The following is a 21,168-nucleotide window of genomic DNA, read 5'->3' on the forward strand; positions in this document are numbered from 1 at the left end:
AGCCCAGGCTTTAGGATAATGCTGAGTACTGTTTTCCTCACAAGCCCTATGGACAATTCCTACAACCCATGGAACGACAAACCTTGGTGGTGTCAGCCCTGGTCCATTTTGGTAACGGGAATCACGCTAATTGCAGGGACCTGGTTCGTGACCAAAATAGTTTGGCTGACGCTACTCGTCGCTTTACCAGTCTTAGCCTGGATGGGGCTATTTTTGATACTTTGGCCTCAGGCGATGAAACAAGCCCATTCTGAGCAACCCTTGACCGATGAATCAGAAGCATGATCATCACGTTGGTTCACCCCTACTCGCATCTTTCTCCATTCGTGACGTTCCAGTCGGATGAGCAGCGTATCACCCTGAAAGATTCAATTTTTATTGATAAATTAGCTATCAAAAATATCTGATTCCTGACCCATTAAGATAGTTCTATTTTACTGATATAGCCTTATCTTTAACATATGAGAATTAGCATATTTATTTCTACGAAAAAATAAATATTGTGTCTACCTTTAGTATCAAAGATAACATTTTGAAGCCACTCATTTTCCTATATTGCCCACGGAATAGAGGCATATTTGAGGCAAGATTATCGAATAATTTGCTGGCGCATTGTCTGCTTCTGAGAGGGGTGAAAGTATTACAAACTAAGCATTTACCATTAATTGATATGAATAATGCCGATGTCCCATTAGCAAAGATGTAATCTCAATATAAAGATGTAATCTCAATATAAGGTTTGTCCCAAACTTCCAATAGTAAAATGTAGGCATTGTCCTAAAAAGTCACTTAAAGCCATCATTCAAACTTCTGAGTGCGCCTGTTCTGAGTCTAAAATGCCAAAAATTTTAATCATCGAGGACGAACCTCAAATTCGCGACATCATTCAAGAAATTTTAGAGTGTGAAGGATATCGCACCCTTGAAGCAGACAATGGTTTAACGGGGTTACAACTGGCACAGCAAAGCCCTCCAGACCTCATTGTTTGTGATGTCATGATGCCAGAGCTAGATGGATTTGATGTTTTAAAGGGACTGAGAGCCAACCCAGGCATTGGCAGCATTCCGATGATCTTTTTAACCGCCAAAACAGATCGGGCGAGTGTACGAAAAGGGATGAATTTAGGGGCAGATGACTACATCACCAAGCCATTTACCCATCTAGAACTGTTAAGTGCCATTGATGCACGGCTCAAAAAACAAGCCTTAGTGACTCAACAGTACACACAAACGATTCAAGGGCTAGAAGCAGGTCTCAATGCCCTGACCTACTACGATCATCTCACCCAGTTACCCAATCGTCGCTTACTCGAAGAACAATTCCAGCATATTCAGGCAGAGAAGCAAATCGCAGATACGTTAGATGCTCTAGTTTTAGTCGGTATTGATCGCTTTGAGTGGATTAAAAGTACCCTAGGGGCTGCATTTAGTGATCAACTCGTTCAAGCGATTACCCAGCAGTTGTCCGCCCACCGCTATATGGGCAACTATGCCATGGCGATGGTGGCTCGTATCGAGGCCGATCAATTTGCCATCATTCCTCGAAACATTAAGTCCCGTCCAGATCTCGACCAGTTTGCGAAACAAATTCTAGACATCTTGGCCACGCCTTTCTACGTTGTGGATCAGGAACTCTGTATTACGCCTAGCATTGGCATGACCTGCTATCCCAAAGGTAGCACTGATATCGGCACCTTGATTAGCAACGCCGAGATAGCAATGTATCAGTCCAAACAGCAGGTTGGCCCCAGTGCCGAGTTTTATTTACCGACAATGCGATCGCAATGTTCTCAAACCCTCACCATGGCTGCACGATTACGGCATGCCCTGGATAAAAACGAATTGCGCCTGTATTACCAACCCCATATTGACTTGCAGACGAGTCAAGTTGTGGGAGCCGAAGCTTTGTTGCGCTGGCATCATCCAGAATGGGGGGTGCTGTCCCCTAACGTCTTTATCCCCATTGCCGAAGAAACGGACTTAATTTTAGACATTGGCGAATGGGTACTGCGAACCTCCTGCCTGCAAGTCAAGCGATGGCAGCAAACCTGTGGTCGGCCGTTGCAAATGCTCGTCAATTTATCGCCCCGGCAACTGATACAGCCCGCCTTACCCCCCATGCTCCATGAAATCCTGTCAGGGAACGCTCTGGAGCCGAATAGCTTAGTTTTAGAGCTAACAGAAAGCACCTTGATGCAAGATCCGGATCTGGCCCTCAAAGTCATGCATCAAATTAAGGCAACAGGCATACGCCTATCTATCGATGATTTTGGCACTGGTTATTCTTCCTTAAGCTATTTACAGCGTTTCCCACTAGATATCCTCAAGATTGATCGAGGCTTTATCCATGAGATTAATCGTCAACCTACGAATGCGGCGATCACGACAGCCATCATCCAAATGGGCCACAAGCTGGGATTATCTTTGATTGGTGAAGGGGTAGAGACTTTAGCTGAAAGAAAGTTTTTACTAGACCATCAATGTGATGGTATCCAAGGATATTTAATCAGTCCTCCCTTACCCGCAGCTGAGCTCTTAAAATACTTCCCTGAGTAAAATCAGAATCTCTGTCAAGGCTGTCGATGAACTAGGGTTGCCCCCGATTGAGCTGTAGGCAAAACCAATAGCTCACTGATATTGACATGGGGAGGGCGAGTGGCGCAAAAGACGACCACGTCAGCAATATCTTCTGGCGTTAGGGGAACCGTATCAGCATAAACAGCCTTAGCGCGCTCGGTATCGCCATGAAAACGGACATCACTAAACTCCGTTTCTACCAGACCTGGATCCACGGCACTGACGCGAACAGGTGTCCCCAATAAATCCTGCTTTAACCCTTCGGAAATCGCTCTTACTGCCGCCTTAGACCCACAATAGACATTCCCCTTCGGATAGGTCTGATGTCCAGCAATGGAGCCAATATTAATCACATGACCCTGCTGGCGCTGCACCATCCCTGGAACAATGGTCCGCGTTACATATAGCAAGCCTTTAATATTGGTATCAATCATTTCTTCCCAATCTTGAATGCTGCCTTCGTAAAGCTTGTCGAGACCTCGACTCAGGCCCGCATTATTCACCAAGATATCAATGGCTGACCACTCTGGAGGTAATGCTTGGAGTTGGGATTCTACTTGGGTGCGATCGCGAACATCCAGTTGGAAGGTATGGGTGTGAACGCCAAATTCAGCTTCTAGCTGAGTCGCCAAGGTTTGCAAGCGCGACAGCCGTCGAGCGGCAAGCAACAACTTCACACCCAAGGGCGCAAAGGCTTGCGCACAGGCTGCTCCGATACCGCTACTAGCCCCTGTAATCAACACAACTTGATTCTGAATCGATACCATTACAGCCTTCCATGTTTGGCTAAGGGGCAAACTCTCGTATCGACTGATACGAGAGTAGGAGAGAGGTAAGGCTGAGATCTTAAGGTGTGGTTATACCTAAAAAAAAGAATTAATACACCTATAAAACGCTAGCCTTTACAGTCTCTCGACCTATTTTTGGCCAGCTTTAATGCACTCAGCCACTAAAGGATTGACCTTATCCACATCTTGCCACCCTAAAATTTCTGTAACTTTTTTCTCGAGGTTTTTATAGGTGCGGAAAAACTCAGCGATTTCATCTAAACGGTGAGAGGCCACATCAGCCAAAGATTTGACATCGGCATAGCGAGGATCTTCCTCAGGTACGCAGAGAATTTTCTCATCGCGATCGCCACCATCAATCATTTCCAACATGCCAATGGGACGGGCGGTAATCACACAACCAGGGAAGGTCGGCTGATCCATGATCACCATGCCATCTAGGGGATCGCCATCATCTGCCAAGGTATTGGGAATAAACCCATAGTCATAGGGATATTGCACAGAAGCAAATAGCACCCGATCCAAAGCAAAGGCATTCATGTCCTTATCAAATTCGTATTTGTTTTTGCTGCCTGCAGGAATTTCAATCAAGACATTGATCAAGCCCGGTTTAGGCTGAGCGGGTATTAAAGATAAATCCACAATTGTTCTCCAGATGTAAGGGTGGGATGGCCTACAAGACCTTTGTTTCCGGCGCAGATTTCCTAAAATATTTCGCGTAATAGACAATGACAGCGCCGTATGTTGAAAACAACAGTGATTGAGACCCCGAAACACACTCTAGGAAATTGCGAGTTATGCCGTCAATATCCTCTTGGAAAACGGATGCGTTTGGAAGCGATATGGAGCGCATACTCCCCCAACTGTTTAAGCAGCATCCCTGTTTTGACATAATTCAGAAGCCTAGGTAACTCGCCACATTCGTCTCAGAGTTGTCCATGTGGCCCCCATGTCTTGAGACGGACCCAGTTATTGACAGCAAACCGTTCGGGAAGTAGCTTGTATCGGTAAGCCACCTATGAAAAGCCAGATATCACAAAGGGGCAGACGAGGGCGTATTCTCAGACGGTAAGATTTCTAGATCGGGTCGCTGCTGCTCAAAACCTTGCAAACTGAGGTTGACAGCAACAGATAACGCTAACCCAAATCCAAGGGTCAGCAAAATACATGCGGCGGTGACCCACAATAATTGTTTTTTGAGAGAAGGTTGCATTGGATGGCTCATCGTCTACTGAACATTGTAAAAGCGATCCAGACCAGACTGCAGCCAATTCCTCTAAACACGATAGGATGGCGATTGGCTGTTCTTCGGGATTGTAAAGTCTATGCCTACTGATGTGTTGACCGTCTGCCCTGCCCCTACAGGAACAACCTGGGTGATCCAGTCTGAAGGTTATCTTCAGGGTAAAACGACAATCCCCGGTGATAAGTCCATTTCCCATCGCGCCTTGATGTTGGGCGCTTTGGCCTCCGGTGAAACCACGATTCAAGGGCTACTGCTGGGGGAAGATCCTCGTAGCACAGCCCATTGCTTTCGGGCCTTGGGTGCTGAGATTTCTGAATTGAACACAGAACATGTGCGGGTGCAGGGGATTGGTTTAGGCCATTTACTAGAGCCCGACGTGGTATTAGATGCCGGGAATTCAGGCACCACTCTACGGCTGATGTTAGGGATTCTCGCCTCCCACCCGGATCGATTATTTACAGTGACGGGGGATACTTCCCTTTGCAGTCGCCCCATGGGCCGCGTTATCAAACCCCTTCAGCAAATGGGCGCTCATATTTGGGGTCGCCAAAGCGATACCCTAGCTCCTTTAGCGATTCGAGGCCAGCAGTTACAGCCCATCCACTACCCTTCACCCATCGCATCGGCTCAGGTCAAGTCTTGCATTATGTTTGCTGGCTTAATGGCCGAGGGCCAAACCACCATTACCGAACCGGCCTTATCTCGTGATCACTCGGAGCGAATGTTTGCTGCTTTTGGTGCCAATATCATCGTTGATCCGGACACCTGTAGCGTCACGGTGACCGGGCCAGCGCAGCTACACGGGCAAGCCATCATCGTACCGGGTGATATCAGCTCAGCCGCTTTTTGGCTAGTAGCAGCGGCTATTGTTCCGGGTTCAGATATCTGGATTGAAAATGTCGGGGTTAACCCCACTCGCACCGGCGTTCTAGAGGTGCTAGAGCAGATGGGAGCCAAGATGACCCTGGCCAACCAACGAACCGTAGCGGGGGAGCCTGTGGCCGATATCCATATCCAGCATAGTCAGCTTCACGGCACTGTCATTGAGGGAGCTGTGATTCCGCGGTTAGTAGATGAAGTTCCGATTCTGGCCGTTGCAGCCTTGTTTGCCCAAGGACCTACCACCATCCGAGATGCAGCAGAATTACGGGTCAAGGAAAGCGATCGCTTGACGGCCATGGCCACTCAACTCCAAAAAATGGGAGCAAATATCACCGAGCAACCCGATGGATTAGAGATCCAAGGGGGTGCCAGTTTACAGGGAGCAGACGTGGATAGTTTTGGGGATCACCGCGTGGGGATGAGTCTTGCGATCGCAGCCCTAAACGCTACTGGATCTACCACCATTCACCGGGCAGAAGCCGCTGCCATTTCATATCCCAATTTTGTAGCGACCTTACAACAGCTTTGGCACTCCTAATCCCGTCTTTCCCAATCAGAGAGAGAATCGGTAAGGGGGCCAATCGTTAAGACAGGTCTGCCAGCAGTGAATCCAGTTCAGACAAGCTGGTTTGCTTACCCACCTCATCCACTTGGGGAACCGTCTGCTCCCGCAGTTCACCGACTCGGTTCTGAACCTGCTCATCCACCATATTCGGGAGGTTGGCCATTTCTGTTGAGAACTGACTGGAAACCGTCTCTAGGCGATTACTTAAGTCTTGTAGATGGTGTTGTAAGCTTTGGAGCTGTTCTTCCTGGGCTTGGGTGACGTTGGCATCAAGGGTGGGCAGGGCCGTGATTCGGCTTTCAAGTTGGCCAATTTGGCCTTGTAAAGGGGTAATTGCCGCCTGTATTTGTTGGTGTAAGTCATCTGGGTTGACTCCAGACGGTGTGTTCGCCGCTTCTTCCCGGACTACAGACAATTGATGCTGGACTTCATTCACCTGATGTTGAGTATTTTCCATGGCCCCCCGGGCAATTTCCATCTCTTCTGAGATGTTCGTCAGCATGGCGTCCATCTTGACTTTGACGTCTTCAATCTGGCCAAAAACAGGGGCTAATTGCTCTTCTGAGACCGTTGTCGGGGCAGACTCCTGAGTCCGTTCTGACAAATCCACCACTTGCTGTTGAACGGGGGCTAACATGGCCTGTAGTTCGGCACGTAAAGGCTCTAGGTCAGCCGCACCTCCCTGTTGGGAGAGTTGGGAGACCGCATCTTGCAGCGCCGAGAGTTCCTGCTGATAGCTATCCGCCACATTGGCCGATTCAGCATCGCTGGGAATCTGACCTTGCAAGGCTTCAATGGAATGGGTCAGATCAATTTGATGCTCGCGCAGTTGGTTGAGTTCAGCTTCAATGGCGCTAATCGCTTCAATCGGTTGGCCCCCTGATGTTTCCATCATTTGCTGTTCTAAGGTCGCCACGCTGGCAGATAAGGAGGTAATCGAGACCTTCACATCGTTGTAATCGGATCTTTCCTGGAATGCGGGTAAGTCTTCAACTTGCGATCGCACCCGTTGAATTTCAGCTCGCAAGTCCCGTTTGACTAAGGCCATATCTGCATCAGTGTGCTGGCGGGTCAGCTGATCAAGTTTCCGGCGATTGAACAAATTAAGACAGACGGCCAGAGTCAGAGGGGTTGCTGAATAAATAGCATCTTTCAAAATAAAGGTCAGCACCGTTCCGCCAATGGAGCATCCTGCCACTACATATTCAATAGCCTGGAGCATGACATTTTGTTTAATGGACTTCTCCAGGGTGTTATCTGAAATGCTATTCAACTCTTGCATACAACCTCCTATCTCAGGATGCTCAACATACCGTTCCCTACACTTCACCGCTTAGCATCAATATTGATCATCCTGAACGGAGATGCAATATTAATAGGCTGGGTAGAAAATTGTTTTTTTATTGTAGTTGAGGTAAAACCCTTCTTCCGAGAAAAACTCCCTACCCTCCAACCAGAATTCTCTCTATCCATCGCGGACTGAAGCCCCCATCCCTGCATGAAATTGTGCTGATGCCAAGTAGATGGATACCAATTCTCATCAGGATTTGACGTCTAAACCATCCACGACGCTCCCATACCCCAAATCAGTCTCCTGGAGGTCCATTTGTGAAACTGGACAATCTATCCGCTCCAGACTCACTTTCACAAAAATTCAATATTTACGCACAATACAACTACTGCTCCTTGATACTTGTGGTGAGAAAAATCCATGTTGCAACTGTTTAGTACCGGTCTAATCCCATTGTGGTTAAACACAGTCGGGGTTTTGGCGAATCAAACAGTGCCTCCTTTAACTCCATTCAATCTACTCCATATCAATACCCCTGACGTGAAAGTTGCAGAGATTTGGCAGGATTCATTAAATCAGTTCTCATCCCAAGGATTTACTCCTACTGCCCAGGGATTTTGGTTACAAACCCAAGATCAGCTCTTGGTTAACCATAATGCTCAGCAGCCTCTTCCTGCTGCTTCTTTAACCAAAGTGGCGACCACCTTAGCCGCTTTAAAGACTTGGGGGCCTCACCATACGTTCCTGACCGAAGTTAGATCCACAGGGCCTGTTGTGGATGGCGTGTTGCAGGGAGATTTAGTGATTGTAGGGGGTGGAGATCCTCTATTTGTAGGTCCTGAAGCCACTAGCCTGGGATATAGCCTCAATCAACTGGGAATTCAAACTGTCTCCGGCAACTTAATTATTTCCGGCAACTTCTGGATGGATTTTCTCACTAAACCTAAACAAGCGGGAGAGCGTTTGCGCCAAGGGTTAAATGGGAAAATCTATCAGACGACGGAAGAGAGTCGTTATACGTCACCTACAACGACTCAACCAGCCACCCAGTTAGCCATTTCTGGATCAGTACAATGGCGACCTTATCCCCCGCAATCCCAACTGCTCTTGCGGCATCAGTCTCTCCCCATCTTTGCCTTGCTCAAACAGATGAACGTCAATAGCAATAATGCCTTAGCCGAATCCCTGGCCTCAGGTATCGGTAATGGCCCCACTCTAGTGGCTCAGGTCACAGCAGCCACTGGTGTATCTACGAAGGAGATTCGCTTACAGAACGGTTCAGGGTTAGGGCAGGATAATCGTCTTTCTCCCCGCGCTGTGGTAGCGTTACTCCTCGGTATTCAACAGGAGCTAAAGCTCCATCAGCTCACCCTTGCCGATGTCTTTCCAGTGGCTAAACGGGACCTGGGCACCATTGAAGATCGTCAGCTTCCCACTGCAGCAATTGTGAAAACTGGAACCCTATGGAATGTCAGTGCCCTCGCTGGGGTTATTCCGACTCAGAAATTAGGACCAGTATGGTTTACGATTATCAACCGCGGCGAGAATATTGACGGTTTTAGGAGAGACCAAGACCGTATCCTCCAACAGCTCACCCAACGCTTAGGGGCAGATGCCAAAAGCATCAATGACCTGCGCCCCAGCCGTCCCATGCCTACCTTAGGTGATCCCAAACGAAACCAAGTCGCTGGCCGTCGCTAGCACATCAACGCTAGGGAACGATTTCCACTACTGCTTCTCCCCCTTCAACTTCTAGAGTTTTCTGGAGTAGATTACCCATAGCCCTCGTCCCCGTCATTCGCACCCAAGGTTGCAGCTGTTGATAAATGAGCTGCCCTCGAGCCTGGACCTTTTGGGTTGCCATATTCCAGGTCAGTGTCTGGGCTCGCAGCTGAGCGTTCTGAGGCAATCCTTTCACCCGAACCTGATGTTGTAAACGCAAGGTTCGAGACGGTTCCAACCAGCCCTGTTTCGCCCGGGCAGAAATGCCTTGATATTGAATATATATACCCTGGGGACTATGCCACTGATCTTCTGTCAGGCTCACCAGTACGCGGGGACTCTTAATGTGCATTTTAGAATCGGCAATGTGCATCTCTACGGCCTCATCAAAGACGAGTTGTTGAGACGGCAAGCACAACTCCACTCGTTGAGATTGGACGTGTGGCCAACGGTTTGAAGTGAGGGGCTGATTTGCACTGGGTCGCATCGTCACACTGGCGGGGATCACACTGTGAGCCGCCAGGGTTTCTTTCCTCGGGAACCAGCTAATTTCCTGAGCCTGCATCTGTAAATCTCGTTCGAGCCACTTGACCGTAACCGTGCCTGATAACCGAGACTGCTGGGTCCGAGTAGACGCTTGAAATCGCTGCCCTTTGATTTCAAAATGGGGATGCTGTAAGAGAACCTGATGTTGAGCAATCAGCTGGCCCGTCTTGGGATGCCACTGCAGACGCTGACTGCGCAGGGTGGTGCGATCTCGTACATCCTTAACGAGAAGTGGTCCTTGAAGCTGAATAAAGTTTGACTGTTGATGAACCTGACCATAGGGGGCTTGCAGAGAATAGATCGGTTCTTGCTGGTGATAGAAAGTTCCTTGAATCTGCTGGAGCTGAACGACATCGTCAAGCACCTCGGCTTTTTCAGCCTGTATCTGCCACAAAAGCTGCCCAGTCGGGTCAGTGCGCTTGAAAATAGCCTGATGTAGAGAGGTTTGAGGTTGCTTAGGAACAGGAAGCCCAGGTCTGACAGGCGCACAGCCTACAACAATGAGACTGAGCAGGCCAATCAGAGAAATATCAATTCCATCTCTGGCAGCACAGGGTCTCGTCAAAACAACCAATTAATCAAAGGCAGGATCAACGATATCTTCGGTCTCTGGCTCCGCAATCGTAATCCCTGATAAAGGACGGTAGGTATAACCGGAACGGGAGGCTTTTTGAATATCGCCTTTAATGCCTTCCAGATCAATGTAGCGATCGGCAACGTTGATCAAGCTATCGCTGGTCATGGAGCGCAAGCTAACAACTTCTACACGAATGCCTCGATAACTAACGGCATCTACGGCATAGGCTAAGTCGCCATCTCCACTGACTAAGATCGCTGTATCGTAACAACCTACCAACGACATCATGTCGACGGCAATTTCAACGTCCAAATTGGCTTTTTTAGAACCATCCGGCAGCTGGACTAACTCTTTTGTAATGACGCGATACCCATTGCGGCGCATCCACAGCAAGAAACCCTGCTGTTTTTCATTCGTCGGATCAACGCCGGTATAAAAGAAGGACCGCAATAAACGTGAACCACAGGTCAGACGGCATAACAATTTGGTGTAGTCAATCTCAATGCCCAACTGCAGAGCAGCATAAAAAAGATTAGACCCATCTATGAAAATAGCGATACGCCCACGGTTTTCAAGTACTTGCTCTGCTGAAAACACAGAGTCTTGGTCCATATCTGGATTGATAATCATGGAAATTAAAGCCTCGGATGTTTAAATGATGTCAGGTTTTAAAATATATTGACTAAACCAGTGCAGTAACCCTGAGACAATCCTCAAGTGAAGACGGCAAAGTGCTAGGGTGCTGCAGCTTGTAAAGGCTCTAATTTTTGGAAGACGGGTTGAGGTGTGCCTAAGATTTGGTTAGCGGGCAACCCTCCCCAGTTGCTATGAATAGAATGTAATGTTGTCTCATCCCCATCATGATTAACATTCAAATCAAGCTTGAACCCTAGCTGTTGATATATCTGTGTACTGAGGTTAGGAATAACCGGAGTGAGCAGATATGCTGACAGTCTAACCGATTCTAAAACGGTGTAAAGGATCTCGTTGACTAAGCCTTGTTCCCCTTTTTTATAGAGAGACCAGGGTGCTTGCTCGTCTATGAACTGGTTTCCAGCTTTGACAAGCCCCAAAGAAATATTACAAGCTTGACTAAAATTTAAGTTTTGGTAAGCTTTTGCGACCTGATCGCCCGCTTTTCGACCCAGTTGGGCCAACGGATGATCCTCCGGAATACTCTGAATATCAATATCGGGAACCTGGCCATTACAATATTTGACGGCCATTTTAAGGGTGCGATTCAGTAAATTGCCTAGGCTATTGGCCAGATCAGCATTGACGACATCAATAAAGCGAGTTTCACTGAAGTCGCCATCCCGACCGAACTCGAGGGCCTTTAAAAAGTAGTATCGAACCGCATCCGTTCCATAGCGGTCGACCAATTCAACGGGATCGAGGGTATTCCCCAGGCTTTTCCCCATTTTTTGCCCATCTTTAGTCAAGAAACCATGACCAAATACCCGATCAGGCAAAGGCAGATCTGCCGACATCAACATTGCTGGCCAATACACTGCATGAAACCGCAGAATATCTTTGCCAATTAAGTGGAGATTGATGGGCCACCACTGACTGAGGGCCTGATCTAAGGTCGGTTCTGTATCTTCATCGAGCAGCGCTGTGACATAGCCGAGGAGGGCATCGAACCAGACATATAAGGTGTGCTGATCGTCTGCCGGTACGGGAAATCCCCAATCCAAGTTCACCCGTGAAATGGAAAAGTCCTGTAACCCCCGTTCGACAAAACTGAGGACTTCATTCCGGCGACTGGTGGGTTGGATAAAGTCAGGCTGATCCGCAAATAACTGAAGTAGATCGTCTTGATACTTCGACAGCCGGAAAAAATAATTTTGCTCGTCTCGCCATTCCACCGGCCGCTTATGGATCGGACAGTGATTGTCTTCGAGGAGGTCGCGCTCTTCTTTAAATTCTTCGCAACCGACACAATACCAGCCCTGCTGATGTCCTTGACAAATGTCACCTTTATCCCACACCCGCTGAAAAAACTCGGCCACAATCTGACCATGGCGAGGGCTCGTGGTGCGACTAAAGCGATCATATTGAATATTGAGGCGTTGCCATAAATCTTTGTACCCAGCAACGATTTCGTCACAGTGGTCTTGTGGCGCTTTACCCCGCTGTTCAGCCGTCCGCTGAATTTTTTGGCCATGCTCATCTGTCCCCGTGATCAGCAAGACTTCATGCCCTTGTAAGCGATGGAATCTTGCGATCGCATCTGCAGCCATCGTGGTGTAGGCACTGCCAATATGGGGTAAATCGTTAACGTAATAGAGCGGCGTGGTCAGCGCAAAACGTCGGGTTTGGCTGGAAGTCATAGGCTAAAGATAGAAGCATTGTGGTTGCCGACCTCCATCATACATGAGCTATTAATGAACGGCGTTTATACCTAATTATGATGTTTTTAATAGGTACAATCCCATCCTCATCAAGCCATCGCCCTATTCAACCACCCAGTATCGAAAGAATGAATGGCTCAATTTTGCCAAGCGAGCTGTTTATCAGCCTCAGATTTGATTGCTTTGAACAATCTCAGCTCCGTACCATCACCGTTCCAATACACTTGATCAAAAATCTGATGGAGAATATATAAACCTCGACCACATTCACAGCCTTCATCAGGAATCTTTTGTGGAGGGGGCGGCGTTTTGCACTGATCTGGAGGCGTAAACCCTGCGCCTTGATCCGAAATAATCCACCAGCCCTGGGAATGACTGATCGAGAAATGCACAAAGATGGTCTTGTAAGGATCCAACTTATTTCCATGCTTCGCTGCGTTAACTAGTGCTTCTTGCAAGCCTAACCTGAGTTCTGCCTCTTCCTCTATCGGTATATCTGCAAGGAGACAGTCTAAGATTGGACAAAGATACAGGGTTGATGCGAAACTGACTTGCTGCCATCGGTGGGCACTGGGCGGAAGCGAAGAAGCAATCACTCAATTAATCCCATAGCTGTGTTCTAGAGGGTTTGATGGGGGGTGCGTCACTGCACGAATTGGATAGATAGAAAAGTTGGATTAATGAAGTTAAAAGGCTGTCAATTAATAATTTAGGGATATCTCACCTACTACTAATATAGCTAACAGCCTTGGGATTTACAATATCCAACCCTGACTCTCCCCACTGAAAATCCAGTGAGAACAGGCATTCCAGCTCAACCGAAGGGTACCCATCGGGGCTGGTAGCATCTCCCCCCGAGCGTCTAGTAGCTGGACTAATACCAGATATCCAACTCCCAAAAGCAGTGCGATCGCACCGGTAATCACGGCAGTCCACTGTGAGCGATCAAAAGACATAGCAATACGGTTCTTGCAGCTGAGAGGAATAGAGATCTCTTTCACCGTAACATTCGCAGACGGTCAGAAATTGGTCAATTTTGGGAGGGAGTCGATGGAGCATCCGATTGAGAAAAAGCAGACGTGAGTGGTGCTTTTTGAACCCCTTGCATTTGTTGTTCCAAATCCTGGCTAGAAGACAGCAGCTTACCGAGGCCGTTAATTAAACGAATTAAATTTTGCCTCACCTCTTCATTGCCGGTAATGTCTTTGAGATCCGACGTAATTTGGCTAGCATTATCCAACGTCTCTCGAGCTGATTTTAAAGTCTGGCGCAGCTCCGATGCCGTGGCTGGGTTATTCACATCCGTCGTCAAGAGCTTGAGAGTTTCAGAGGCCTGAGCACCATTCGCCGCTAAGGTTTCTAGGTTATCTAACAGCTTGCCTTGCTCAACCCGGCTGAGCAGAGGACTCAATCGAGTCACCACTACCTTCAGTTCTTGGCTCGTCTCTTGCAAATTCTGTAGAGAAGTCACTAAAGTGCCTTTGTTTCCCTTTACCAGGGTATTCACTTCACCGCCTAATTGATCGAACTGTTGCGCTGCTGCCGTTACTGATTCAGCAGCAACACCAAACTGTCGTAGTTGTTTACGGGTATCCAAACTGAGTTGGGTTACACTGCGGGCAGCACGGGACACGTCTTTTAAGGCAACCTTTGTATCTTTGCTGAGCTTGCTAATATCCTTGGAAGCCTGAGATAAGTTATTGAGGGTAGCCTTTAAGTCTGTGCCTCCTAATTGCGTCGCAATCTGCATCGTGGCGCGAATGAGTTCTTCCAAATTGTTGCCCGAGTCGCCCTCCAGACGATCCCCTTGACAGAGGATCATTCGGGGGTCACAGTCTGGCTCAAAGGGGCTTAAATCTTCTACAGAGGCATCGCTGAACTCAACCTCAGTCGGTCGAAACTCTAATGCAGCCTGCCCCACAAATCCTGACTGGCTCGTCTCAACCTTGGTTTGCCGAGGAATCAATACGGTACTCGACGTAATTTCTACTTCCACCACCACTCGATTGGCCTGAGGCCGCATTTGCGTAATATGACCGACCTTTACCCCTCTAAACTTAGCCGGACTACCGATACTTAACCCCAAAGCGTCTGCTAACTCAACTTGTAAGGTGTACGCTCTACCCCCAAAATTAAAACCACGCACCCAAAAAATTAAACTCGTTACGAGTCCTAGACCGAAGATGACTAGCAATCCCACTGTCCCTTCTCGTACCGCTCGCGTTCTCATACTGCCCCTCACCGGTGACCTTAGCTAACTATTACTCGGCATTCTTTTGCGCTACAAGTAATCTCCCACCAAATCCATGGGGCCTTGCACACTTCCACTCATAAATTGCTGTAGATAGGGATTATCAGACGTTTCGATTTCATCCCAAATGCCTTGCCATTGCACATGACCTTGATAGAGCAAGACCAAGCGTTTGCCATTACGACGAATCGTACTGTTTTGGTGGGTAACAATGGCATAGGTCTCACAACCAGAAGAGCGTTGCAGTTCTAAGATCAAATCTTCGATCATCGTGGAGGCAATGGGATCAAGACCTGCTGTGGGCTCATCGTAGAGCAAAATTTTAGGATCATCTAAGTCATCATCGGGATTATCCAAAATGGCTCTGGCAAAGCTCACCCGTTTTCGCATACCCCCAGACAGTTCTGCTGGAAAAAGGTGGCCAATTCCTGGCAGACCCACCACTTCCAATTTCTCGTTCACTAAATCTCGAATTCGCTGCCTCGGCAAAGAAGAATTCTGGTACAGGAAAAATCCAACATTCTCTTCAACCGTCAGGGAGTCAAATAACGCTGCCTGTTGAAACACCATACTCATGCGAATAGGGTTATCGAAATTATCTAAAGACCCACAACGGCGTTTGCCATTGATATAAACCTCTCCTTTATCCGGTGCCAGTAAACCCGCAATAATTCGGAGTATCGTTGATTTCCCTGTCCCGGAAGGGCCTAAAATCGCAAGTGCATCCCCTGGATAAATCGTGAGGTCAGCCCCATCCAACACCACATGTTTACCAAAGGCTTTAGAAATTCCTTTGAGTTCAATTAAGGGCTCGGCCATAAAAACGATCTGAGAGATGCCCAAAGAAACCACGTCTCGAAGCTATCACTACTGTAATCTAACTTCCTTACCCTAGCCTAGGGAGAAGCTTAAAGAGAGATGAAAAGTGATTAATAGGGGAATGCTAGCAACGTTTGCCCTATGGACTAGGCGATAAGCGCTGAATTCAAGCCTCTACACCTTAAACATGAATGAAAAATATAAAAATAGGGCAAAATAGACTTGTGATCTATATTACATATAGATACTAGCTAGACTTAATTTAGAGGTTTTAAAAGGACGGCTAGTATTGAGATACAACTATTTTGAAGACTGTGGTTAACCGGGGGATGACAACTAGTCAATCCACAGGATCAAAAGACAGAGGTTAAAGACATTGATGACTATTTATTTGCTTATCCCCCGCTATGGCCAATACTAACCATGTCCGTATGATTAAACGTGGTGTTAATCATTGGAATCAGTGGCGTAAACAAAATCCTAGGGTCAAACCAGATTTAAGTGGTATAGACCTGAGTGAACAGGATTTAAAAGATATTAATTTAATCAATGCTAATTTGAGTCGGGCCAATCTCAGCTTGGCCAACTTGAGCGGTGCTTTTTTAGCCGGTAGTGATCTCAGTGATGCCTTCTTAAGCGAAGCTAATCTCAGTCGCGTTAATTTTAGTCGGGCCGATTTAACAAAAGCAGATTTAAGTTTTGCCCGGTTACAGGGTGCCACGCTCATTGAAGCAACCCTCTACCAAGCCATTTTGATTGAAGCCTGTATGGTTCAGGTTATCTTCCCCTATGCCGATCTAAGACAAGTCAATCTGAGTAAAGCAGACTTATCAGAAGCCAACGGGATTAAGGCCAATTTGACCCAGGCAAAGTTAGACTCAACCCAATTGCAACAGAGCAATTTAAGTCGGGCTTTCATGAGTGAAGCTAGCTTAAAGGGGGCTAATTTAAAAGGCGCTAATTTGAGCAAAACAGACTTGAGTTTCTCTAACTTAAGCTCAGCCCTTTTACGAGATGCCAATTTAGGTAAAAGCATTGCGATTGAGGCAAATTTTAGAGGCGCTGATTTACGCAATACAAATTTCAAGAACGGACAATGCGTAAAAGCAAACTTTAGTCGAGTGGATGGTTGTGAAGTAGACTTGTCCTCCGCTAATTTAACAGGCGTCGATCTGAGTGATGCCGATCTGCAGCAAGCGGTGCTCAAGGAAGCGAATCTCCGGGACGTCAACTTCACTCGCTGTCGTCTATTTGGCACTAATTTTGCCGCGGCTACCCTGACGGGGGCTTGCATAGAAGATATCAGCCCTAATGCCACCACCACTTTAGTAGATGTTGTCTGTGACTATGCCTATCAACGCCACAATCAGCAGGAACGCATCCCCAAACAAGGCTATTTTGAGCCTGGAGACGTAAAAACCTTTTTTACTGAAGCTCAAGCCACCCTTAATTTGGGGCTACCTAAGGATGTCCATTGGGCCGCGCTAACGTACAGTCTCCAATGGTTGCAAATCCAACCCGACTGCCAACCCGTCAAAATTCAGCGGTTAGAACACAATCCAGATGGCACTGTTTTGCTGAGATTGGCTATCGCGACCAGCATTGACAAGGAACGCCTGCAGCTAGATCTTTGGCGAGTCTATGAAGAAACCTACATGATGCTAGAGCCTGAGGATGGTCAACCCTTAGCAAAGCCGTTACCCAGTATTGATCCTCAACAATACGGTCATCACGAGTCTATTAATCGCTTATTTGATTTCCTCACATTGATGATGGAGGCGATTACCCCTAATGGAGCCGTGATTAACAACCATGACCTCGCGGTATCACGCAATGGGAGCAACATCCACGACGGTCAGACATTCCCCGAGCTCGCGGTCACTAATTCTTTACTGCAGGGGGAGATGGCAGATACCTTACAACAACCCCATACTCTCTAATTCTTCTATGGCCTGAAGTCCTGTTGGATCTCCAAGCTTGAGTAAAGAACTCTTGGCATCCTCTTGAACACCGAGATCTTCATCACTGAGGGCCTTGATCATGGCTGCAATCGCTTGGTTATAGAGATCTCCCCTTGCAAGTACTTTGCTTAATTGCCCTAAAGACCAAGCACAATTACTCCGCACGGGTGCCATGGATTCTGTTTGCAGGGCATGGAGCACCGCAGGGATGGCAGCGGCAGCGACATCAGCATTAATTTCGGAGAGTTGTCCTAGGGAACTGGCAGCCCAGAGGCGAACAGCTGAAATATCATTCTCCAGAGCATCCACTAACGGATCAAGAACGCGCTGATCTCGGCAATTGCCTAAGGCCCAAACGACACCTTTACGAACATATCCATTCCAATCTTGATTGAATTGATGGATCAAGGGCAAAACAGCCGTATCACTAGGGTTACGCCCTAAAGCATAAGCTGCACTCACCCGCACTAAGGGACAGGCATCAGCTAATAATTGAATCAAATGGGGAATGGCTCTCGAGTCTTGCAACTCACAAAACGCTCTCGCTGCGATCATGCGTTGGGTCACGTCAGTCGATGCCAAAAATTGCAGCATCTCCTCGACATCGGGTTTCGCCGCTTCTGCCGCCGGATCATCGACGGCGGCCATGTGATCCAACGGACTTTCTAGATTGTCCTCGTCATCTAGGAGGCTAAGATCTTCTTCGTTATACATAACTGTAACTGTACAACACTGAATACCTCTGATTTTGGCAAAACTGGGATTGATAACAAGACAAGGTTAAAGTCATAGTCTAATCGTCTAGACTGATAAGGCAAAACTGAAGCTTAAGAGGACACCATGCGGCTATCTCAAATGCTGTTTGTGACGCTGCGAGAAGACCCAGCGGAAGCAGAAATCCCCAGCCATAAATTACTCTTGCGGGCCGGGTATATTCGCCGTGTAGGCAGTGGGATTTATGCCTATTTACCGTTGATGTGGCGTGTGTTGCAAAAGGTGTCTCAGATTGTCCGGGAAGAAATGGATGCAGCTGGGGCTCAGGAATGTTTGCTGCCCCAAATTCAGCCCGCTGAGTTATGGCAAGAATCAGGTCGATGGGACACCTATACGCAAGCAGAAGGGATTATGTTTGCCCTCCAGGATCGCCAGGACCGGGAGTTGGGATTAGGGCCGACCCACGAAGAGGTGATTACTGCGGTCGCCAGGGATATGATTCGCTCCTACCGTCAGCTTCCTTTGAACCTTTATCAAATTCAGACCAAATTCCGTGATGAGATTCGCCCTCGGTTTGGCTTGATGCGAGGACGGGAATTCATTATGAAGGACGCCTATTCTTTTTCCACGGACGAAGCCGATCTCAAAATTATTTACAGTAAGATGCATGATGCTTACTGCAATATTCTCCAACGATCTGGCTTAGCGTATCGCGCAGTTGATGCTGATTCTGGAGCCATTGGCGGCTCTGGGTCCCAGGAGTTTATGGTATTGGCCGAAGCTGGGGAAGATGAGGTTCTCTACACAGACGATGGTAAATATGCGGCCAATGTAGAAAAAGCAGTGTCCCGACCTGCCGATGCTCAGCCTTCTTCCTTCAAGTCCGTAGAAAAGAAAGAAACGCCCAAGACAGATACCATTGCCAAACTCTGTGATTGCTTGCAATGCTCGCCGACTCAGGTTGTCAAAACGGTGCTCTACGAAGCGGTTTATGACAATGGTCAAACCCTTCTGGCTTTAGTCAGTTTGCGGGGCGATCAATCCGTCAATGAGGTGAAACTACAGAATGAGTTGGTCCAGTTAGGCGACGTGGTGAAAGGCAAAGCTCTCATTGCTCTCACTGTTGCGGAAGGAGGAACCAAATGGGCGAGCCAGCCTCTACCCCTGGGGTATATTGCCCCTGATTTAGCAGATAGCTATATTCAAAAGTCCAAACAGGTGCATGGCAAGTTTGTTCGCTTAGTCGATCAAACAGCAGTCGATCTCAAGAATTTTGTGACGGGGGCTAACGAGGTTGGCATCCACCAAGTCGGGGTCAACTGGAAAACAGATATTCCTTTACCCAAACATGTGGTGGATATTCGCACAGCTCAGGTGGGAGATCGAGCGGTACACGATCCCAAGCAAACCCTACAAACTGCTCGAGGCATCGAAATTGGTCATATCTTTCAATTAGGTACGAAGTACTCCCAGGCGTTAGGGGCGACCTATACGAATGAAGCGGGTAAAGAACAGCCATTAGTGATGGGTTGCTATGGCGTTGGGGTCTCTCGTCTGGCCCAAGCTGCTGTGGAACAATCCTATGACAAAGATGGGATTGTCTGGCCAGTTGCGATCGCACCGTATCACGCCATCATTATTATTCCCAATGGGAAAGATAGCGACCAGGTAGAGGCCGCTGAAAAACTCTACAGCGAGCTCAATGCTGCAGGCATAGAAACCTTGCTAGACGATCGGACAGAACGAGCGGGGGTGAAATTCAAAGACGCTGACTTAATTGGAATTCCCTATCGAATTGTGACGGGACGATCCTTGAAGGAAGGCAACGTTGAGATGGTAGAACGAGCCACCCACGACGCGCATCAAATTGCGTTAGATCAGGTTTTACCCACCCTTAAAGAATATTTAGCGAAAGCCATTTCTACTTAGGGATTCTGTCCTGATTAACTCCTATTAGAAGTCCTAACTTTTGGAACTTAAGCCTCTGTAAATTCGTCTTTATAGAGGCTAATCCTGGGACAATAGTGCTGACATTTGCTGTTATCTAAACTCAAGCGCTACTCAACCCATTTCTCCAATTGCATGCATTGAGTTATGGAGTACACCACGGTGTCATTCTCCTAGAGTGTCCACCCACAAACCCAGATTAGATTCCTTGAGTTAGGCTAGACTGGATGGCCCCCTGTTCTCCTGATCTAGTTAGATGTATTCATAGAGGATGAAGTCCAAAAATGGCACAACTACGGTACCAAAGTAGGCGGTTCTGGGGAGGGCTGGTTGGCGTTGCCTTAGTATTAGGAGGATCTGGCTGTCAACCCCAACAGACATCCACAGAAACGAGTCCTTCGCCTACAGCTTCTCCTCAACCCGGCCAAACAGATCCTGAACCGCCCGTTGCGAACCCTGAGCTTGCGGTTTATTGGGTTGCCTATAAAGATCAAGAGCAGCTGGTGCTGGAACCCACCAAACTGCCCCTAGATAACTTGGAAAATGCCACGTCTGAGGAACAATTAGTCGTTGCTTTCAAACGGCTACTGGAAGGACCTGCTAATACTGATAAGACAAATGCAATTCCTGAAAAGACTCAACTGAATAGCCTGAAATTGCAAGAGGATGGGATTCGCATTGATTTATCGAGGGAGTTCACAACTGGTGGCGGGACCAAATCGATGCAAGCTCGTCTCGGCCAAGTTGTTTACACTGCCAGCAGTTTGAATCCCAAGGAAGCCATTTGGATTTCCATTGATGGAGAGCCCTTAGAGGTTTTATCCGGGGATGGGCTCATCGTTTCACAACCGATGACCCGCAAGGAATTTGATGATAACTTTTCCCTATAAACGAAAGGGCCTTTAGAGGATATCCGTGAGTTTCTGGGG

Annotated in this window: 19 protein-coding genes; 7 read left to right on the forward strand and 12 right to left on the reverse strand. The window is 47.7% G+C overall.

Translation table 11 applies throughout. The annotated features are described in order from the left end of the window. The first annotated feature begins 48 nt into the window (after positions 1 to 48). Together AM1_RS10345 and AM1_RS10350 are read left to right on the forward strand one after the other, a co-directional pair. Positions 49 to 285 (forward strand): DUF6737 family protein, encoded by a 237-nt coding sequence (locus tag AM1_RS10345; RefSeq protein WP_012162787.1) that lies wholly within the window; start codon positions 49 to 51, stop codon positions 283 to 285. Positions 286 to 836: 551 nt separating this feature from the next. After that, positions 837 to 2,555: an EAL domain-containing response regulator gene (locus AM1_RS10350; RefSeq protein ID WP_012162789.1), complete on the forward strand. Its 1,719-nt coding sequence runs from the start codon at positions 837 to 839 to the stop codon at positions 2,553 to 2,555. A gap of 14 nt (positions 2,556 to 2,569) precedes the next feature. Here AM1_RS10350 and AM1_RS10355 read toward each other — a convergent pair whose 3' ends face one another. The 3 genes from AM1_RS10355 to AM1_RS10365 form a co-directional block, all read right to left on the reverse strand. Further along, positions 2,570 to 3,343: an SDR family oxidoreductase gene (locus AM1_RS10355; protein WP_012162790.1), complete on the reverse strand. Its 774-nt coding sequence runs from the start codon at positions 3,341 to 3,343 to the stop codon at positions 2,570 to 2,572. Positions 3,344 to 3,493: 150 nt separating this feature from the next. Beyond that, the gene (locus tag AM1_RS10360) at positions 3,494 to 4,006 is read right to left on the reverse strand and encodes an inorganic diphosphatase (protein WP_012162791.1); all 513 of its coding nucleotides are present in this window, start codon (positions 4,004 to 4,006) and stop codon (positions 3,494 to 3,496) included. Between the two features lie 391 nt (positions 4,007 to 4,397). Further along, positions 4,398 to 4,577, reverse strand: coding sequence for a hypothetical protein (locus tag AM1_RS10365; RefSeq protein WP_012162792.1), 180 nt, complete (start codon positions 4,575 to 4,577; stop codon positions 4,398 to 4,400). A 112-nt stretch (positions 4,578 to 4,689) separates the two neighbouring features. Between AM1_RS10365 and aroA the strand changes: the two genes are divergently transcribed. Further along, positions 4,690 to 6,030: a 3-phosphoshikimate 1-carboxyvinyltransferase gene (gene aroA / locus AM1_RS10370; RefSeq protein WP_012162793.1), complete on the forward strand. Its 1,341-nt coding sequence runs from the start codon at positions 4,690 to 4,692 to the stop codon at positions 6,028 to 6,030. 46 nt (positions 6,031 to 6,076) lie between these two features. Here the strand turns inward: aroA and AM1_RS10375 are convergent, their stop codons facing one another. Next, positions 6,077 to 7,339 (reverse strand): coiled-coil domain-containing protein, encoded by a 1,263-nt coding sequence (locus AM1_RS10375; protein ID WP_012162794.1) that lies wholly within the window; start codon positions 7,337 to 7,339, stop codon positions 6,077 to 6,079. Between the two features lie 429 nt (positions 7,340 to 7,768). Between AM1_RS10375 and AM1_RS10380 the strand changes: the two genes are divergently transcribed. Beyond that, a complete protein-coding gene (locus tag AM1_RS10380) occupies positions 7,769 to 9,049 on the forward strand; it encodes a D-alanyl-D-alanine carboxypeptidase (RefSeq protein WP_012162795.1) in 1,281 nt (426 codons plus the stop codon). A gap of 10 nt (positions 9,050 to 9,059) precedes the next feature. Here AM1_RS10380 and lptC read toward each other — a convergent pair whose 3' ends face one another. From lptC to AM1_RS10415, 7 genes are all read right to left on the reverse strand, one after another. After that, entirely contained in the window at positions 9,060 to 10,181 is a 1,122-nt protein-coding gene (lptC, locus tag AM1_RS10385; RefSeq protein WP_148215712.1) for an LPS export ABC transporter periplasmic protein LptC, read from the reverse strand. Between the two features lie 9 nt (positions 10,182 to 10,190). Next, complete coding sequence (locus AM1_RS10390) at positions 10,191 to 10,823, reverse strand: LabA-like NYN domain-containing protein (protein ID WP_012162797.1); 633 nt, start codon at positions 10,821 to 10,823, stop codon at positions 10,191 to 10,193. Between the two features lie 104 nt (positions 10,824 to 10,927). Next, a complete protein-coding gene (gene metG / locus AM1_RS10395) occupies positions 10,928 to 12,526 on the reverse strand; it encodes a methionine--tRNA ligase (RefSeq protein WP_012162798.1) in 1,599 nt (532 codons plus the stop codon). Positions 12,527 to 12,684: 158 nt separating this feature from the next. Then, entirely contained in the window at positions 12,685 to 13,143 is a 459-nt protein-coding gene (locus tag AM1_RS10400) for an ATP-binding protein (RefSeq protein WP_012162799.1), read from the reverse strand. Between the two features lie 159 nt (positions 13,144 to 13,302). After that, complete coding sequence (locus tag AM1_RS10405) at positions 13,303 to 13,503, reverse strand: hypothetical protein (RefSeq protein ID WP_012162800.1); 201 nt, start codon at positions 13,501 to 13,503, stop codon at positions 13,303 to 13,305. 74 nt (positions 13,504 to 13,577) lie between these two features. Further along, complete coding sequence (locus tag AM1_RS10410) at positions 13,578 to 14,777, reverse strand: MlaD family protein (protein ID WP_012162801.1); 1,200 nt, start codon at positions 14,775 to 14,777, stop codon at positions 13,578 to 13,580. Between the two features lie 51 nt (positions 14,778 to 14,828). Continuing rightward, positions 14,829 to 15,617: an ABC transporter ATP-binding protein gene (locus tag AM1_RS10415; protein WP_012162802.1), complete on the reverse strand. Its 789-nt coding sequence runs from the start codon at positions 15,615 to 15,617 to the stop codon at positions 14,829 to 14,831. 407 nt (positions 15,618 to 16,024) lie between these two features. Here AM1_RS10415 and AM1_RS10420 point away from each other — a divergent pair, with 407 nt between their 5' ends. Beyond that, a complete protein-coding gene (locus tag AM1_RS10420; protein ID WP_041659623.1) occupies positions 16,025 to 17,557 on the forward strand; it encodes a pentapeptide repeat-containing protein in 1,533 nt (510 codons plus the stop codon). On the opposite strand, the gene AM1_RS10425 is transcribed toward AM1_RS10420, so the two are convergent. Beyond that, positions 17,534 to 18,292 (reverse strand): HEAT repeat domain-containing protein, encoded by a 759-nt coding sequence (locus AM1_RS10425; RefSeq protein WP_012162804.1) that lies wholly within the window; start codon positions 18,290 to 18,292, stop codon positions 17,534 to 17,536. The genes AM1_RS10420 and AM1_RS10425 overlap by 24 nt on opposite strands. Before the next feature lie 126 nt (positions 18,293 to 18,418). On the opposite strand from AM1_RS10425, the gene AM1_RS10430 reads away from it, so the two are divergent. Together AM1_RS10430 and AM1_RS10435 are read left to right on the forward strand one after the other, a co-directional pair. Then, positions 18,419 to 20,221 carry a proline--tRNA ligase gene (locus AM1_RS10430; RefSeq protein ID WP_012162805.1) on the forward strand — a complete coding sequence of 601 codons (1,803 nt, stop codon included), beginning with the start codon at positions 18,419 to 18,421 and terminating at the stop codon, positions 20,219 to 20,221. Positions 20,222 to 20,523: 302 nt separating this feature from the next. Continuing rightward, on the forward strand, positions 20,524 to 21,129 hold the full coding sequence (locus tag AM1_RS10435) for a GerMN domain-containing protein (RefSeq protein WP_012162806.1): 606 nt from the start codon (positions 20,524 to 20,526) through the stop codon (positions 21,127 to 21,129). Positions 21,130 to 21,168: the final 39 nt, after the last annotated feature.

This window comes from Acaryochloris marina MBIC11017, from assembly GCF_000018105.1.
In the GTDB taxonomy this organism is placed as follows: Bacteria; Cyanobacteriota; Cyanobacteriia; order Thermosynechococcales; family Thermosynechococcaceae; genus Acaryochloris; species Acaryochloris marina.

What these genes read in the sequence shown, in the direction of transcription:
- AM1_RS10345 (WP_012162787.1), top strand. Translation starts at nt 49, where the DNA reads ATGGACAATTCCTACAACCCATGGAACGACAAACCTTGGTGGTGTCAG.
- AM1_RS10350 (WP_012162789.1), top strand. Translation starts at nt 837, where the DNA reads ATGCCAAAAATTTTAATCATCGAGGACGAACCTCAAATTCGCGACATC.
- AM1_RS10355 (WP_012162790.1), bottom strand. Translation starts at nt 3,343, where the DNA reads ATGGTATCGATTCAGAATCAAGTTGTGTTGATTACAGGGGCTAGTAGC.
- AM1_RS10365 (WP_012162792.1), bottom strand. Translation starts at nt 4,577, where the DNA reads ATGCAACCTTCTCTCAAAAAACAATTATTGTGGGTCACCGCCGCATGT.
- aroA (WP_012162793.1), top strand. Translation starts at nt 4,690, where the DNA reads ATGCCTACTGATGTGTTGACCGTCTGCCCTGCCCCTACAGGAACAACC.
- AM1_RS10375 (WP_012162794.1), bottom strand. Translation starts at nt 7,339, where the DNA reads ATGCAAGAGTTGAATAGCATTTCAGATAACACCCTGGAGAAGTCCATT.
- AM1_RS10380 (WP_012162795.1), top strand. Translation starts at nt 7,769, where the DNA reads ATGTTGCAACTGTTTAGTACCGGTCTAATCCCATTGTGGTTAAACACA.
- AM1_RS10390 (WP_012162797.1), bottom strand. Translation starts at nt 10,823, where the DNA reads ATGATTATCAATCCAGATATGGACCAAGACTCTGTGTTTTCAGCAGAG.
- metG (WP_012162798.1), bottom strand. Translation starts at nt 12,526, where the DNA reads ATGACTTCCAGCCAAACCCGACGTTTTGCGCTGACCACGCCGCTCTAT.
- AM1_RS10405 (WP_012162800.1), bottom strand. Translation starts at nt 13,503, where the DNA reads ATGTCTTTTGATCGCTCACAGTGGACTGCCGTGATTACCGGTGCGATC.
- AM1_RS10410 (WP_012162801.1), bottom strand. Translation starts at nt 14,777, where the DNA reads ATGAGAACGCGAGCGGTACGAGAAGGGACAGTGGGATTGCTAGTCATC.
- AM1_RS10415 (WP_012162802.1), bottom strand. Translation starts at nt 15,617, where the DNA reads ATGGCCGAGCCCTTAATTGAACTCAAAGGAATTTCTAAAGCCTTTGGT.
- AM1_RS10420 (WP_041659623.1), top strand. Translation starts at nt 16,025, where the DNA reads ATGGCCAATACTAACCATGTCCGTATGATTAAACGTGGTGTTAATCAT.
- AM1_RS10425 (WP_012162804.1), bottom strand. Translation starts at nt 18,292, where the DNA reads ATGTATAACGAAGAAGATCTTAGCCTCCTAGATGACGAGGACAATCTA.
- AM1_RS10430 (WP_012162805.1), top strand. Translation starts at nt 18,419, where the DNA reads ATGCGGCTATCTCAAATGCTGTTTGTGACGCTGCGAGAAGACCCAGCG.
- AM1_RS10435 (WP_012162806.1), top strand. Translation starts at nt 20,524, where the DNA reads ATGGCACAACTACGGTACCAAAGTAGGCGGTTCTGGGGAGGGCTGGTT.